The 15,168-nt window shown below is 72.5% G+C and carries 14 protein-coding genes; 4 read left to right on the top strand and 10 right to left on the bottom strand.

Annotation, left to right across the window (positions count from 1 at the left end):
• Window positions 1-39 precede the first annotated feature (39 nt).
• Window positions 40-819 carry a creatininase family protein gene (locus tag ACFXOA_RS09610; protein ID WP_385024395.1) on the bottom strand — a complete coding sequence of 260 codons (780 nt, stop codon included), beginning with the start codon at window positions 817-819 and terminating at the stop codon, window positions 40-42.
• Between the two features lie 41 nt (window positions 820-860).
• Here ACFXOA_RS09610 and ACFXOA_RS09605 point away from each other — a divergent pair, with 41 nt between their 5' ends.
• Window positions 861-1,817 carry an ROK family protein gene (locus ACFXOA_RS09605; RefSeq protein WP_385024393.1) on the top strand — a complete coding sequence of 319 codons (957 nt, stop codon included), beginning with the start codon at window positions 861-863 and terminating at the stop codon, window positions 1,815-1,817.
• An 8-nt stretch (window positions 1,818-1,825) separates the two neighbouring features.
• Here the strand turns inward: ACFXOA_RS09605 and ACFXOA_RS09600 are convergent, their stop codons facing one another.
• The 5 genes from ACFXOA_RS09600 to ACFXOA_RS09580 are packed head-to-tail and all read right to left on the bottom strand — an operon-like array spanning window position 1,826 to window position 6,987.
• Window positions 1,826-2,698, bottom strand: coding sequence for an ATP-binding cassette domain-containing protein (locus tag ACFXOA_RS09600; RefSeq protein WP_385024391.1), 873 nt, complete (start codon window positions 2,696-2,698; stop codon window positions 1,826-1,828).
• Window positions 2,695-3,513, bottom strand: a complete 819-nt coding sequence (locus tag ACFXOA_RS09595) for an ATP-binding cassette domain-containing protein (protein ID WP_385024389.1) — start codon at window positions 3,511-3,513, stop codon at window positions 2,695-2,697. The genes ACFXOA_RS09600 and ACFXOA_RS09595 overlap by 4 nt, the downstream gene beginning before the upstream one ends.
• Window positions 3,510-4,424, bottom strand: a complete 915-nt coding sequence (locus ACFXOA_RS09590) for an ABC transporter permease (RefSeq protein ID WP_385024387.1) — start codon at window positions 4,422-4,424, stop codon at window positions 3,510-3,512. Before ACFXOA_RS09590 ends, ACFXOA_RS09595 begins: the two co-directional genes overlap by 4 nt.
• Window positions 4,421-5,416, bottom strand: coding sequence for an ABC transporter permease (locus tag ACFXOA_RS09585; protein ID WP_385024385.1), 996 nt, complete (start codon window positions 5,414-5,416; stop codon window positions 4,421-4,423). The genes ACFXOA_RS09590 and ACFXOA_RS09585 overlap by 4 nt, the downstream gene beginning before the upstream one ends.
• Complete coding sequence (locus ACFXOA_RS09580; protein WP_385024383.1) at window positions 5,413-6,987, bottom strand: ABC transporter substrate-binding protein; 1,575 nt, start codon at window positions 6,985-6,987, stop codon at window positions 5,413-5,415. Before ACFXOA_RS09580 ends, ACFXOA_RS09585 begins: the two co-directional genes overlap by 4 nt.
• A gap of 54 nt (window positions 6,988-7,041) precedes the next feature.
• On the opposite strand from ACFXOA_RS09580, the gene ACFXOA_RS09575 reads away from it, so the two are divergent.
• The 3 genes from ACFXOA_RS09575 to ACFXOA_RS09565 all read left to right on the top strand — a co-directional run bounded on the left by ACFXOA_RS09575 (window position 7,042) and on the right by ACFXOA_RS09565 (window position 11,483).
• Window positions 7,042-7,911: an IclR family transcriptional regulator gene (locus ACFXOA_RS09575; RefSeq protein ID WP_385024381.1), complete on the top strand. Its 870-nt coding sequence runs from the start codon at window positions 7,042-7,044 to the stop codon at window positions 7,909-7,911.
• Window positions 7,908-8,957, top strand: a complete 1,050-nt coding sequence (locus ACFXOA_RS09570) for a serine hydrolase domain-containing protein (RefSeq protein WP_385024379.1) — start codon at window positions 7,908-7,910, stop codon at window positions 8,955-8,957. Before ACFXOA_RS09575 ends, ACFXOA_RS09570 begins: the two co-directional genes overlap by 4 nt.
• Before the next feature lie 204 nt (window positions 8,958-9,161).
• Window positions 9,162-11,483 carry an N-acetylmuramoyl-L-alanine amidase gene (locus ACFXOA_RS09565; protein ID WP_385024377.1) on the top strand — a complete coding sequence of 774 codons (2,322 nt, stop codon included), beginning with the start codon at window positions 9,162-9,164 and terminating at the stop codon, window positions 11,481-11,483.
• 48 nt (window positions 11,484-11,531) lie between these two features.
• Here the strand turns inward: ACFXOA_RS09565 and ACFXOA_RS09560 are convergent, their stop codons facing one another.
• From ACFXOA_RS09560 to ACFXOA_RS09545, 4 genes are all read right to left on the bottom strand, one after another.
• A complete protein-coding gene (locus tag ACFXOA_RS09560) occupies window positions 11,532-11,747 on the bottom strand; it encodes an EF-hand domain-containing protein (RefSeq protein WP_362542048.1) in 216 nt (71 codons plus the stop codon).
• Window positions 11,748-12,223: 476 nt separating this feature from the next.
• The gene (locus ACFXOA_RS09555; protein WP_385024374.1) at window positions 12,224-12,739 is read right to left on the bottom strand and encodes an ATP-binding protein; all 516 of its coding nucleotides are present in this window, start codon (window positions 12,737-12,739) and stop codon (window positions 12,224-12,226) included.
• A gap of 251 nt (window positions 12,740-12,990) precedes the next feature.
• Window positions 12,991-13,758, bottom strand: coding sequence for an enoyl-CoA hydratase/isomerase family protein (locus ACFXOA_RS09550; protein ID WP_385024372.1), 768 nt, complete (start codon window positions 13,756-13,758; stop codon window positions 12,991-12,993).
• An 81-nt stretch (window positions 13,759-13,839) separates the two neighbouring features.
• Window positions 13,840-15,090: an Ig-like domain-containing protein gene (locus ACFXOA_RS09545; protein ID WP_385024370.1), complete on the bottom strand. Its 1,251-nt coding sequence runs from the start codon at window positions 15,088-15,090 to the stop codon at window positions 13,840-13,842.
• Window positions 15,091-15,168: the final 78 nt, after the last annotated feature.

The following is a 15,168-nucleotide window of genomic DNA, read 5'->3' as shown; positions in this document are numbered from 1 at the left end:
GTTCGGTGCGGAGTTGCGGTGGGTGCCGGAGGGCGTGGGTCAGGGCTGTCGGCGGGTGGCGGCGTCGAAGGCCAGCACGGCGCGGGCGAGGCCGCGGGCGCGGTCGTCGAGGAGCCGGCGTCCGTGTGCGGCGTCGGCGGTGGAGGCGTCGTCGGTGGAGCCGCCCACGCGTTCCCACTCGCCGTGCCGTTCGACGGTGAGGCCCGGGTAGGGCGGGCGGTCGAACAGCGGCGGCGGGTCCACGGGCTGCCTCGCGGGTACCGGGGTGCGCACCAGGCCGGGGTGCGCGGCGAGCATCAGGGAGGTCTCGAACCAGCCCGCGTGCCCGGGGGTCACGTCGGGGCGTCCGCCGTCCTCCTCCCCGCTGGTCACCGTCCAGTACGAGCAGGCGGCGGCCGTGACCTCGGCACGCAGGGCGAAGCGCTTGACGGCGAGCTTCATGATCTCGTCGTTGCCGCCGTGGCCGTTGACCACGAGGACGCGGCGGTATCCGCAGGCGGCGAGGGAGTCGAGCACGTCGCCGAGTACGGCACCCAGGGTGTCGGCGGACAGGGTCAGCGCCGCCGCGAACAGGTGGTGCGGGCTGTGCCCGTACGGCAGCGTCGGCAGCCGGACGAGGGACGGCGCGCCGTCGGCGGCCTCCTCGTCCAGCAGGGCGAGTGCCCGGTCCACCACCGCGTCGGCCAGGAGGGTGTCGGTGCCCATCGGCAGGTGCTCGGCGTGCTGCTCCTGGGAGCCGATCGGGAGGAGCGCGATGGACCCGGGCGCCGACTCCCTGACGTCCCGCCAGGTGGTTTCGGTCAGGTTCCGGTCGCTCATGCGGCTGTCTCCCCGGAACTCGGGCGTGGCAGAGTCGGCGTATGGCTCATGAACGTTCTCCCTTGCGGTTGGTGCCGGACCCTGTGCCGGGTCCGGAGGTGCGGGCCGTTCCCCGCACGCTGGGGGCCGTGGAGCTGCTGCCCGGCCGGGTCCGCGCGGCGCTGCTCGACCGCGCGGGGACGGTGCTCGCCCGGGCCGAGGCGGTCTTCGACGCGGCGTCCCCGTCGCCCTCCGGGGTCGACGAGGCTCTCGCCCGGGTGGCGGCGGTGTTCGAGGAGCGCCGGCCGTCCGGGATCGGTGTCGCGGCGGCGGGAGTGGTGGATCCGGCCGGCGGCCGGGTGATCGAGGTCGACGAGGCGCCGGCGCTGCGGGGGTACGGGGTGACCGCGCGGCTGGAGGAGCTGACCGGGGCGCCGGTGCGCGTCGAGCACCGCGCCAGGGTGCAGGTGCTCGGTGACCGCTGGTTCGGGCCGGGCCGTGGCCGGCGTTCCTTCGCCTCGGTGTCGACGGGCGAGGTCCTCGGGGTGGGCATCCTGTACGACGGCGAGGTGCTGGCCCCCGAGGGCGGACGCAGTGGGGCGCACATGACCGTCTCGGCCAGTGGTGAGCCGTGCACCTGCGGGCGCAGGGGCTGCTGGAAGGCGGTGGCCACCACCCGCTGGCTGCGCGGGCGGGCGGGGGCGCTGGGCCTCGCCGGGGACGCCTCGCTCGGTGCGCTGGTGGCGTCCGGCGAGGGGGCGGCCCGACGGCTGGTCGCGGAGTACGCGGAGAATCTGGTGCTGGGTCTCGCGACGGTGCAGCAGCTGTTCGCGTGCGGCCTGTTCGTCCTGCACGGGGAGGCCCGTGAGGGCGGGGAGCCGTTCCGCGCCCTGGTCGAGGCGGGGCTGCGCGCGGGTGCGCTGGGCGGCGGGGAGCTTCCCCGGGTGGTGGTGAGCGAGGCCGCCGTGGACGATGTCGCCCTCCTCGGGGGTGCGGGGCTCGTGCTGTCCGGCAGGTAGGCGGGGCGTCATGCGGTGCCGTCGTGAGCGGTGGCCGGGCCGGCCACCGCTCCGGCAGTCCTGCCGGGGGCGGAGCGCCGGGCCCTGCGGGCCTTCGTCGGGTCGGGGACGGGTACGGCGTCGAGGAGCTGCCGGGTGTAGGGGTGCGCGGGGGCGGTGAAGACCTGGTGCGCGGTGCCCGTCTCGACGATCCGGCCGCCGCGCATGACGGCCACCCGGTCGGCGACCTGCTGGACGACGGCGAGGTTGTGGCTGACGAAGACGTAGGTGAGGCCGAGGCGCTGCTGGAGGTCGGTGAGCAGGTCGAGGACGCGGGCCTGGACGGACACGTCGAGCGCGCTGGTCGGTTCGTCGAGGACGACGAGCCGGGGTTCGAGCCCGATGGCGCGGGCGATGGAGATGCGCTGGCGCTGGCCGCCGGAGAACTCGTGCGGGTAGCGGTCCAGGATCGTGTCGTCGAGCCCGACGGCGACGAGCAGTTCACCGGCGCGCTGCCGGGCGTAGGCGCGCCCGCGCCTGCCCCGCGCCCGCGGGTCGTGGGTGACGAGGGGCTCGGCGACGATGTCGGCGATCCTGAGCCGCGGGTTCATGCTCGAGTAGGGGTCCTGCAGGACGACCTGCATCTGGCGGCGGACCGCGCGCATCGCGCCCTTGTCGAGGCCGGAGAGGTCCGTACCGTCGAAGCGCACGCTGCCGGAGGTGGGTTCCAGCAGGCGCAGCAGCAGCCGGGTCAGCGTCGTCTTGCCGCAGCCCGACTCGCCCACGAGGGCGAGGGTCTCCCCCTCGCGGACGCTGAGGCTGACGTCGTCGACGGCGGCCTTGCCGTCGAACTCCTTCCGCAGCGCTTCGAGTTCGAGCAGAGGCGCGGTGGTGGCGGTCATCCGGCGGTCTCCAGTCGGGGTGTCGCGTCGAGCAGCTGACGGGTGTACGGGTCCTGGGGGCGGGCGAAGACGTCGTGGACGTCGCCGCTCTCGACCGCCTCGCCGTGGTGCATCACGACCACGCGGTCGGCGGTCTCGGCGACGACGCCGAGGTCGTGGGTGATGAGGACGACCGCCATGCCGTGCCGCTGCTGGAGGTCGACGAGCAGGTCGAGGATCTGGCGCTGCACGGTGACGTCCAGTGCCGTGGTGGGTTCGTCGGCGATGAGGACGCGGGGCCGGGCGACGAGCGCGGCGGCGATCATGACGCGCTGCCGGAGGCCGCCGGAGAGCTCGTGGGGGTACTGCCGGTAGCGGAGTTCGGGGTCAGGGATGCCCACCTCGTCGAGGGCGGCGAGGGCGGCCGCCCTGGCTTCGGCCCGGGTGTGGTCCCCGTGGTGCCGCAGCACCTCGGCTATCTGGCTGCCGATGCGCTGCAGCGGGTCGAGGCTGGTCATCGGATCCTGGAAGATCATGGACAGTTCGGCGCCCCTGATGCGTCCGAGTTCGCGTTCGCTCCGGGTGAGGAGGTCCTTCCCGTCGAGGAGGATCCGGCCGCCGGCGTAGACGCAGGGCGGCTCCGGGTTGAGGCGGAGCGCTGACAGCGCGGTCGCGGACTTGCCGCTGCCCGATTCGCCGACGACGGCGAGGGTCTCCCCCGGGGCGACGGAGAAGCTGACACCGCGTACCGCGTGGACGGTGGTGGTGGAGAGGCGGAAGTCGACGCGCAGGTCCTGGATCTCGAGGACCGGCGCCGCAGAGGTGTTGGAGGTCATCGGCGGTAGGCCTTCGGGTCCGCGACGTCGCGCAGGGCGTCGCCGGTGATGTTGACGGCGAGGGAGGTGAGCATGAGTGCGACGCCGGGGAAGACGGCGACCCACCAGGCGGTGCCGAGGTAGAGCTGCCCGTCGGCGAGCATCGAGCCCCAGGTCACGGTCTCCTTGGGGACGCCGAGGCCGAGGTAGCTGAGGGATGCCTCGGCGACGACGGCGGCGGCGACGTGGAGGGTGCCGATGGTGGCGAGCGGCGCCATCACGTTGGGGAGCAGGTGGCGGCGCATGATCGCGGCGTCGCCGACGCCGATGGCCCGCGCCTCGGTGATGAAGTCCCGGGTGCGCAGGGACAGCACCTCGGAACGCACCACGCGGGCGTACGACACCCAGCCGGTCACCCCGAGGACGAGGATGACGTACCAGAGTCCGGAGCCGAGGAAGCCCACGATCGCGAGGGCGAGCAGGATGGCGGGGAAGGCGAGCTGGACGTCGGCGATGCGCATGAGCACGCGGTCGACGGCGCCTCCGAAGTAGCCGGAGGCGAGGCCGATGAGGGTTCCGATGACCCCCGCGAGCAGGGCCGCCCCGGCGCCGACGAGCAGTGAGACCCGGGTGCCGTGGATGACCCGGGAGAGCAGGTCACGGCCGAGCTGGTCGGTACCCAGGAGATGGGCGGTGCTGCCGCCGTGCTGCCAGGCCGGGGGCTGGAGCCGCTCCAGCAGGTTCTGGGCGTTGGGGTCGGCGGGCGCGATCAGCGGGGCGAACAGGGCGCAGACCACGACGAGTGCGAGGAAGGCGAGGGCCGCCACGGCGAGCCGGTTCCGCAGCAGCGTGCGCAGTGCGGCGGTCCGGTGCGCGGGGGCCGGTGAGGCGGGAGCGGGGGTTTCGGCGGGTGCCGGGGTCACGGTGGTCATCGGGAGGTCCTCACCCTCGGGTCGAGGAGGCTGTAGGAGAGGTCGACGAGCAGGTTCACCACGACGAAGGTGGCGGCGAACAGCAGCACGGTGGCCTGGACGAGGGGGAAGTCGCGGTTGGAGATGGCCTCGATGGTGAGCTGTCCGACCCCCGGCCAGGAGAAGACCTGTTCGGTGAGGATGGCGCCGCCGAGGAGGCTTCCGACCTCCAGGCCGACGACGGTGACGACGGGCAGGGAGGCGTTGCGCAGCCCGTGCCTGAGGACGACCTTGAAGGGGCCGAACCCCTTGGCCCGCGCGGTGCGGATGTGGTCGGAGCTCAGTACGTCGATGAGGGAGGAGCGCAGCAGCCGGGCCACGACGGCGACGGAGTAGACGGCGAGGGTCACGGCGGGCAGGACGAGGTTGGCGAAGGTCCCGTAGCCCGACGCGGGCAGGGCGTGCAGGCCGACGGCGAAGACCAGGATGAACAGGATGCCGATCCAGAACGGCGGGGTGGACTGGCCGAGCAGCACCCCGGTCATGACGGTCCGGTCGGTGGCCCTGCCACGGCGCATCGCGGCGAGGGTTCCGGCGGGCAGGGCGACGACGAGGGTGACGACGAGCGCGGCGGCGGCCAGCAGGAGTGTGGCGGGGATGCGGTCGGCGAGGACGGCGCGTACCGGCTGGTTGTAGAAGAGGGAGTCGCCGAAGTCGAGGCGGGGGATGCCCCACAGGTAGTCGAGGTACTGGGTGAGCAGCGGGCGGTCGAGGCCGAGGCTGTGGCGCAGTGCGCTCTCCTGCCCGGCCGTGGCGTCCGGTGGGAGCAGGACCTTGACGGGGTCTCCGGAGAGCCGCACCAGGAAGAACGCGACGGTCGCGGTGCACAGCAGGACGAGCAGCGCGGTGCCGATGCGGGAGGCCACCGTGCGGAGGATGCGGAGCGCCGCGTGCCGGGGTACGGCGGCCCGGGCCGCGACTTCGCCCGGGGCGGGAGCGGGAAGGGTGCTCATCGGGTGACCTCCGCGCTCGCCATGTCCAGGACGCCGGCGAAGCCTGGGGTCCAGCGGGGCCTGGTGTTGCGGGCGTAGATGTTGTCGATCTGGTAGAGGGGGACGAAGGGCGCCTCCGTCTTGATGAGCCGCTGCAGCGCGGAGAACGCCTTCTGCCGGGTCGCGGGCTCGACGGAGAGTTCCTCGAGGTCGACGAGCCGGTCGGCCTCGGCGCTGTGCCAGCGGCTCTGGCGCCGGTCGCTGCGCACGTTGGACTGGATCATGCTCTCGCCGTCCAGGGTCCAGACGGTGGACGCGGCCAGGTACATCGGGCCGAGCGCTCCGTGGTTGTCGGAGGTGAGGCGCTGGGCGTAGGTGCCGGGGTCCAGCAGGTCGACCTTCGCGTGGATTCCGGCGCGGTCCAGGAGCCCGGCGATCGCCTCGGCGACGTTGGCGTCCACGTTGGACGCGGTGAGCGTGGTCCGGATCCCGTCGGGGTGCCCGGCCTCGGCGAGCAGGGCGCGCGCCTTGGCGACGGAGCGGGTGAAGGGGGCGACGGTCTCGTCGAACCCGAAGGCGCCCCGCGGGATCATCGCCGGGACCTCGGTGGCCTTGCCGCCGAGGACCGCCTTGATGAGCATCGGTACGTCGACGGCGTGGTTGAGCGCCTGTCGCACCCTGCGGTCCTGGAGCGGGCCTTCCGTCAGGGTGTCGAGGGAGAGGTACGCGGTGCGGATCCCGGTGTGGTGGTCGAGGCGGACCCCGGTGTAGCCGTCGAGCTGCTGGGCCGCGTCGGGGGTGAGCCCGGCGACGAGGTCCACCTGGCCGCTCTGGAGCGCGGCGAGGGCGGAGGAGGGGTTCGGGGCGGGGCTGAAGACGAGTTCGTCGACGGAGGGCCGGCCCTCCCAGTGGTGGTCGTGGGCGCGCAGACGCAGTTCGTGGTCGCGCTTCCAGCTGCCGAACGCGAAGGGCCCGGTCCCCACCGGGTGGGCGGCGAAGCCCTGGTCGCCGACCTCGGCGAGGTGGCGCGGCGGGACGACGACGCCCCCGAAGAGGGACACCTTGTCGGGCAGGATCGGGTCGTGGACGGTGGTGTGGAGGTCCACGGTGAGCCGGTCGACGACGGTGACGCCCTCGACGTAACGCAGTTCCACGATGGGCGACTTGGTCGCCGGGTCGAGGAGCCGCTCGATGCTGAAGCGCACGGCGGCGGCGTCGCAGGGTTCGCCGTTGTGGAAGGTGACCCCGGGCCGCAGCCGGAAGCGCCACACCTTCGGGGAGACGGCCTTCCAGGACAGGGCGAGCCGGGGGACCAGGGTGTTGTCACGTCCCCGCGCGGTGAGGGTGTCGAAGATGTTGATCAGGGCGTTCATCGAGATCATGTCGCCCTGCTTCTGCGGGTCCATCGTCTTGGGATCGCCCGTCTGGGAGACCCGCAGGACGTTGCCGGCACCGGCCGCGGGGTCGGTTCCGCAGCCGGTGAGCAGTGCCGGTGCGGCGATCGCCGGGAGCATCGCCCCGCCGTACCGCAGGACCGTGCGGCGGGAGGGGCGACTGCGGTCCCCGATCCGCCCTCCACGTATTCGTTCCATTGAACAACACATCCGTTCCGGCAGATGGAATGCAGTGGGGGTAAGCTAAGCGACATGGGGAAACCGGTCAATAGCCGTTCCGAGGAGCAGCCGCCTGCGGGCCGCGCTGCCGAACAGTCCGTCATGGGCCCGGTGGACAAGGCGATGGAGGTGCTGTCCGCGCTGGTCGAGACGGGAGCGCCGCACCGCCTGGCCGATCTGGCCCGCCGTACGGGACTCGCCAAACCGACCGTGCACCGCCTGCTGCGGAGCCTCGCCGCCTCCGGGTACGTCGAACCGGCCGCGGGCGGGAGCTACCAGGCCGGCCCGCGCCTGCTCGGCCTGTCCGCGGCGGCGCTCGACAGCGGTCCCGGGCTGCGTACGATCCGGCCGGTGCTGGCCGAACTGCGCTCCCGCACGGGCCTGCCGGCGCACTACGCCGTGCGCGACGGCGACGCCGCGATCTGCCTGGAGGTGTCCGAACCGGCCCGCGAGTACGCGCTGGAGATGCGCCCGGGCTCCCGCGCCCCGCTGCTGCTCTCCGCTCCGGGACTCGCGATGCTCGCCGCACTGCCTCCCGCGGAGACCGGGCGGGCCTTCGACGCGGCGGACGCCGGAGGGCTTCATCTGCCGGTCCCGGCGGCCGAGTTGCGGGATGCGATCGCCGCCGCCTCGGAGCACGGCTACGCGCTGGACGACCAGTACGAGCAGGAGGACCGCAGGGCGCTCGCCGCGGCGGTGCGGGACGAGGAGGGCAGGCCGGTCGGGGCTGTCACCCTGACCGGCCTGGTGTTCACCCTGGACCGGGCGGGCGTCGAGCTGTACGGCCCGATGGTGCGGGCGGCCGCCCGCTCGGTCTCCGCCGGGCTCGGCTCCGCCGGCCGGACCCGGCTGATGCTGGCCCGGGACGTGCTGCCCGCCGCGGACGGAGGGCCGGAGCTGTGAGCGGCGCACCGGAGACGGCGGCGGGCCCGGACGGACGCGCCGCGGTCCTCGCCAGGGGCAGGGAGCGGCGCCTCTACTCGGGCGCGGCCTGGTCGGTGGGGTCCGCCGACGGCCCGGCGGACCGGGGCCTGCTGGGCACCAGGAGCTGGGGCGGCCCCGGGCTGGACGGCACGGACCTGTGGGATCTGGCATCGGTCACCAAGCCCGTGGTGGGACTGGTCGTCATGGCACTGGCCGAGCGCGGCGCGCTGTCCCTGGAGGGCACCGTCGGTGAACTCCTCCCCCGCTACCGGCACACCGACAAGGCCGGACTGACCGTCGCCGCCCTGCTGTCCCACACCTCGGGCATGCCGGGGCGGGTCCCGATGTACCGCGACCACCCCACCCGGGAATCCCTGCTGACCGCGCTCGGCCCGCTCCCGCTGAGCTCGGCGCCGGGCACCCGGGTCGAGTACTCCTCCCAGGGCTTCATCCTCCTCGGCCTCATCGCCGAACAGGCGGCCGGCCGGGGCCTCGACGCCCTGGTGTCCGAATTGGTGTGCACACCCCTCGGCCTGACGGACCTGCGCTTCGGCACGGCGCCCGCGGACCGGCACCGCGCGGTGGCGACCGAACGGTGCCCCTGGCGGGGCAGGACCGTCATCGGAGAGGTGCACGACGAGAACGCCGTCGTCCTCGGCGGTGTCGCCGGCCACGCGGGGCTCTTCGCGACGCTCGCCGACACCGAGCGGCTCGCCGTCTGCCTGGCCGGCGGAGCCCGCGAGCTGCTGCGCCCGGAGACGTACGCCCTGATGACCGCGCCGCACACGGACGGCCTCAACCTCCGCCGGGCCCTGGCCTGGCAGGGCCAGGACCCGTCCGGCTCCCCCGTCGGCCCGGCCTTCGGTCCGGACTCGTACGGCCACACCGGCTTCACGGGCACCAGTCTGTGGATCGACCCCGCCACGAACCGGTACGCCGTGCTCCTGACCAACCGCGTCCACCCGTCCCGGGAGGGCGACGGCATCACCGCCCTCCGCAGGGAGTTCCACTCGGCGGTGGGCTGAGCCCCGGGGGGATGCCGTCGTACGAGTCGGTGCGGTCCAAGACCTTCACCCGGACCGCACCGACCGGACGATCGTGACCAGGTCGAGTCCTGAATCCCGGGACAGGATGTGAAGGATCCGCGAGGATCATGCGGAGGACCCGCCGAAGGCCGGTCACATCCTCAGCACTGCCGGCAGGGCAGTCATCATCCTCGGGGACCCCAGGTGCGAGTGAAGCGAAGAATATGGGTCACGGCCGCCGTCGCGGCGGCGGCCGTGACGGGCGTTCTGGTGTTCGAGGGGGTGACCGGAACATCGGACGTGCCCGACGGCATCGGCGCCACGTCCGGTCCGGCACGGACCGAGGTGCGGCACGACGCCCTGAAGGTGTCGGGCGACGGCTCGGCCGCGACCCTGCGGCGGGAGAGCACCGAACCGTTCAGCATGCTCGGTGTCACCTGGACCGACCCCTCGGCCAGGGTCGACGGCACCGTCGAGGCACGCACCCGGTCCGTCCGGACCGGCGGGTGGTCGGCCTGGCTGCCCGTCGACGCGGAGGTCGACGGACGTACGGAGGCAGGCCGGCCCGGGGTCCGCGGGACCACCGAACCCCGGTGGGTCGGGCCGTCCGACGGCGTCGAGGTCCGTGTCTCGGCCGCGCGGGGGTCGTCCTCCGCGCTCCCCGCCGGGCTGCGGCTCGAGACCGTGGACCCCGGCACGCCCTCGGGCTCCGCCGGCGAGCCGGCCGCCTACGCCGTCGATCGCACCGAGGAACCGTCCGACGGCCCCGCGGACGATCCCGTGGACGACCCCACCGACGGACCGTCCGCCTCCGCGCCGTCCGGAGCACCCACGGAACCGGACACCGAGGAGACGACCGCACCGCCCGCCGGGGAACCCGGCACCGATCCCACGGACGACCCGTCAGCCGGTGCGGAGCCCAGCGGCACCACGGCTCCCCCGGCACCCTCCGGGTCCCCGACGCCCACCACCGGCCCGACCGCGACCCTTCCGCCCCCGCTGCCCTCCACCGCACCGAAGCCGCCGATCGTCACCCGGGCGGGATGGCACGCCGACGAATCCCTCAACGACGAGTCACCCGACTACATGGACACGGTGAAGGCCGTGTTCGTGCACCACACCGCGCAGACGAACTCGTACTCCTGCGCCGACTCCGCCGCGATCGTACGAGGGCTGCACGCCTTCCACGTGCAGTCGAACGGCTGGAAGGACCTCGGCTACAACTTCGTCGTCGACAAGTGCGGCACCGTCTTCGAGGGCCGCAAGGGCGGGGTGGACCGCGCCGTGATGGGCGCGCACACCTACGGCTTCAACCGGGAGACCGCGGGCATAGCCGTCATCGGCACGTACACCGGCACCGCGGCCGCGACCCCGGCGACGACCGCGGTGGCCAGGATCGCCGCGTGGAAGCTCGGCCAGTACGGCGTCAGCCCCTCGGCGACGACCTCACTCGTCGCCGGAGCGGACGGCGGCAACTACGCGGGCAGGAAGTTCACCGCGGGTACCGCCTACCCGTTCAGCACGGTCTCCGGACACCGTGACGGCTTCAACACCCAGTGCCCCGGCACCGGCCTGTACCAGCAGTTGCCCACGATCCGCGGCTACGCGGCCGGCCCCGTGGCGGGACTGACCGTCAGGTCGGTGACCGGTGCCACGCTCTCGGGCACCAGGTACCACACCAAGGCGGACATCACCGTCGGCTGGTCCGCGACCACGCCCTCCGTGTTCGTCGCCAAGTACGAACTGCTGGTGGACGGGAAGTCCGTCGCCACCACGGCCGGCGGGGCCTCGTCGGCCAAGGCGTCCCTGGCCCCCGGCACCCACTCCGTGCAGGTGCGGGCCACCCACCTGTCGGGGAAGGCGTCGGTGTCGGCGGCGGCGACGGTGATCGCCGACCGGACCGCACCCTCCTTCTCCACCAGGCCCGGCCTGTCGCTGCGCACCGGCACGGTGAACACCACGGCCGTCCCGCTCACGCTGAAGTGGAAGGCGGCCGACGCGGTGCAGCTGCGGGACGTCCGCCTGACCGCGCCGGTGGCCAGGACGTACGGGCCGACGACCACCAGCGCGTCGCACACCGCCAAGTCGGGCGTGGCGACGAGCTGGAAGATGACGGCCTACGACCTCGCGGGTAACGGCGGGGCGGCCTCCGTCACCGGTACGCCGATGATCCTCCAGGAGTCCTCCGCCAAGCGGAGCGGCACCTGGAGCACCAAGTCCTCGTCCAGCTACCTGGGCGGGAAGTCGTACACCAGCGGGGCCAGGAACGCCTCGCTCACCTGGACGTTCACCGGCCGCTCGGTCGCCTGGGTGGTGTCGCGGGCCTCGACGTCCGGGCAGGCGTACGTCTACGTGGACGGCGTGAAGGCCGCGACGGTGGACCTCAGGTCCACCGCCACCGCCTACCGGCAGGCGATCTGGACGAAGTCCTGGACGGCCTCGGCCAAGCACACGGTCAAGGTCGTGGTGGTCGGCACCAAGGGCCGGCCCACCCTGACCACCGACGGCCTGGTCTACCTGAGGTAGCCCGGCCGCCCGTCGCGCCGGGCCGGCACCAGCCGGCCCGGTGCGGGGTCAGCCCTTGTTCTGCGAGGCCCAGAACTCGTCGAAGGTGAGCTCACCGTCGCCGTTTCCGTCGTGGGCGTTGATGACGGCCTGGGCGACCGTCTCGGTGACGTAGGGGTCACCGAGCTGCGCCATGGCGCTCTTGTACTCGGCAGCCGTGATGCGGCCGTCCCCGTTCTGGTCGAACCGGTCGAATGCCGTGCGTGCCGACTCGATGTCCGCCACTGTTCCGCCCCTTCGTTAAGCGTTGATGACGGAGGTCAGATTATCCGCCCGCCCGGGCGGCGGGTCCGGCGGGCGACGCGCGGGAGGCCGGCAGCCGGCCCGCCGGCGGAAGGCGCCCCGCGCGCCCACCGCCCGCTCGTCCCCATGCGCCCGCCCCCGCCCGCCCGTCTCCATGTACACGCCTTCGCGTGGACGGTGAGCGGCGCAGGAATCACGCGGCGAAGGGCTCATCATGCCGGGAAATGCCAGGCACGTGACCCAACACACCTGCGATTCATAACTGAAATGCCGCGCTTTGGCACTCATTGACCGATTTGGACCTTTTGGATCCGAGGGCGCTCGTCTGCCATAGTCGGAACACGACCTCCTCCGACCCGAGCCAGGTCCCCCGCGCGGCCGCGGACACACCCCCCATTCCGTGGCCCCTCAGAAACCCCCGCCACGCCGCGACCCCGGCCGACCGGGGGTTTCTGCATTCAGCGGTCGGTGGCGCGCATCTCGAACCAGGTGGTCTTGCCCCGGGGTAAGAGGTCCACGCCCCACCGGTCGGAGAGCTTGTCGACCAGGAAGAGGCCGCGTCCGCTGACGTCCGTCTCACGGACGGGCATCAGGCAGGGCAGCCCCCGCGAGGGATCCCGCACCTCGATCCGGATCCAGCCGCGCCGGCGGAGCATCCGCAGGCCGAAGACACGCGCACCGGTGTGCCGTACCGCGTTGCCCACGAGCTCGGAGACCAGTAGCACTCCGTATTCGGCGGTCTGCGGAGGCAGCTGCCACTGGCGCAGCATCACGCACGAGGTGATCCGACGGGCGGTGGCAGCCGACTCGGGCCGGGAAGGCAGCCGGACCTCCTCCTCCGTCGGATTTCCGAACAACTCCAGCGCCTTGAACGCCTGTTCGTCCTCGACGGCCGACGACAACCGTGCCGCCGTCGCGCCGATGCGCGGTCGCGGCTGTTCCACATCCTCCAGGCCCGCCATGCCCACCATCATGGCCGCACGGAACGCGCTCCGTGACCGTTCCGGCAGAATCCCTTACCCGGAACCAGTCATTCCGGGCTGCTTCTCCGGCATATGCCAGGGGCAGAATGGGGCCCCGAATACCCGCACCCACCTGCGGCGACACCAAGGGGCCGGGTAATTGCACGGACACACAGCGTGCTGGACCTTAAGGTTCTCTTAAGGTCCAGCTCATCCGCCCACAGGGATGAACCCGCGCTCCCGTGTGCGCAACTCACCCTCGGTCAGAGAAACTTCGCCTTGCCCGGCCCCTCCTCCACGAAGCTGCGCATGCCCCTCTCACGGTCCTCGGTGGCGAACAGACCCGCGAACCAGTTCCGTTCGACCGTCAGGCCGGTGTCGATGTCGGTCTCCAGACCGGCGTCCACGGACTCCTTGGCGGCCCGGAGCGCCAGCGCGGGCCCCTGGGCCAGCCTGGCGGCCCAGGCGTGCGCCTGCTCGTACACCTCGGCCGCGGGCACCACACGGTCCACCAGCCCCATCGCCAGCGCCTCCTCCGCCTTCACCTGGCGTCCGGTGAAGATGAGGTCCTTGGCCTTGGACGGTCCGACGAGCCGTGCGAGGCGCTGGGTCCCGCCGGCTCCGGGGATCAGCCCGAGGAGGATCTCCGGCTGGCCGAGCTTGGCGTTGTCCGCGGCGATCCTGAAGTCGGCGCAGAGCGCCAGTTCGCAGCCGCCGCCCAGGGCGTAGCCGGTGACGGCCGCGACCACCGGCTTGGGGATGCGCGCCACGGCGGTGAAGGACTCCTGCAGGGCGCGGGAGCGCACCACCATCGCGGTGTGGTCCATCGCCTGCATCTCCTTGATGTCCGCGCCCGCCGCGAACACCTTCTCGCCGCCGTAGAGGATCACCGCGCGCACGTCGTCGCGCCGGCCGGCCTCCTCGGCGAGTTCGCGCAACCGGTCCTGGACCGCGACGTCCAGGGCGTTCATGGGCGGGCGGTCCAGGCGGATCGTCCCGACGTTGTCACTTACTTCGAGGGTTACGGTCATGGGTGGCAGGTTAACCGGCGCTAACGCACCGGGGCCCGGTGCCGTTGGTCACAGCACCGGGCCCCGTCGGACGCCGTGGGTCTACGCGATCCACTCCGACCAGTCCATGTTCCAGCCGTTGAGGCCGTTGTCCGGCTGGATCACCTTGTCCTTGGAGTTCTTCACGATGACGACGTCGCCGATCAGCGAGTTGTCGAAGAGCCAGGCCGCCGGGGTCTTGCTGTCCCAGGCACCGCGCACGTCGCGCAGGCCGACGCACCCGTGACTGGTGTTGGTCGTGCCGAAGATGCCGGAGCCGCCCCAGTAGTTGCCGTGGATGAAGGTGCCCGAGGTCGACAGGCGCATCGCGTGCGGCACGTCCTTGATGTCGTACTCGCCGCCGAAGCCGACGGTGTCCCCGTTCATGCGGGTCACCTTGAGCTTCTCGCTGATGACCATCTGGCCGTTGTACGTGGTCGTGGCCGGGGCACCCGCCGAGATCGGGATGTCCCTGATCTGCTTGCCGTCACGGACGACCTTCATCCGGTGGCTGCTCGCGTCGACCGTGGAGACCTGGCTGCGGCCGATGGTGAACTTCACGGTCTTGGCCTGCTTGCCGTAGACGCCCGGCCGTCCTTCGACCCCGTCGAGGTCGAGGCGGAGGGTGACCTTCGTGCCGGCCGCCCAGTACTCCTCGGGACGGAAGTCGAGACGGTCGTTGCCGAACCAGTGGGGCCGGATCTCGACGGCGGGCTCCGCCGTCACCGTGACGGCCTTCTCGACCGCCTCGGGGTCGGTGATGCCCCGGGTGAAGTGGATCGAGACCGGCATGCCCACACCGACGGTCGAACCGTTCTCCGGCGTGTACTGACCGATGAAGGTGTTCTGCGGCACCAGCGTGGTGAAGGTGGTGTCCTTCGCCGACTGCCGGCCCTTCGCGTCCTTGGCGACCGCGTGCACCGAGTACTTGGTCGAGGCCGCCAGGTGGCGGTCGGGGACCCAGCTGAGCCCGTCCTTCGCGATCGCGCCCTTGACCTCGCCGCCCTCGGGGTCGACCACCTTGACGGTGGTCAGCTTGCCCTGGTCGGCCGTGACCTTCAGCGCCCCGCTGGTCGCGACGTCGTCCGCCCCGTCCTTGGGCGCGATGGTCACCACCGCCACCGAGGCGCTGGTGTCCTCCGCCTTCGCACCCGCGCCCTTGCCGTCCTTCTCCGCCGCGGCCCCGCTGCCCCCGCACGCGGTCACCAGGAGCAGCATCCCGCCGACTACCAGTGCGAGGAGTCCGTGGGCTCCGCGCCCCCGCCGCTCCCCGCCCGTACCGGCCCATGACCCCGATATCGGCTGCCCGTTCACTGTGGTCGTCTCCCCTCGCACGGCCTGGCCCCGCCATGGCCCGCACCCCCGCGCGCCATCCGTGCACGCTCACAGCAA

The sequence above is a fragment of the Streptomyces sp. NPDC059166 genome (genome assembly GCF_042755185.1).
Taxonomy (GTDB): Bacteria; Actinomycetota; Actinomycetes; order Streptomycetales; family Streptomycetaceae; genus Streptomyces.
The sequence above is the reverse complement of the archived record's forward strand: the minus strand, read 5'-3'. Positions and strand labels throughout refer to the sequence as shown.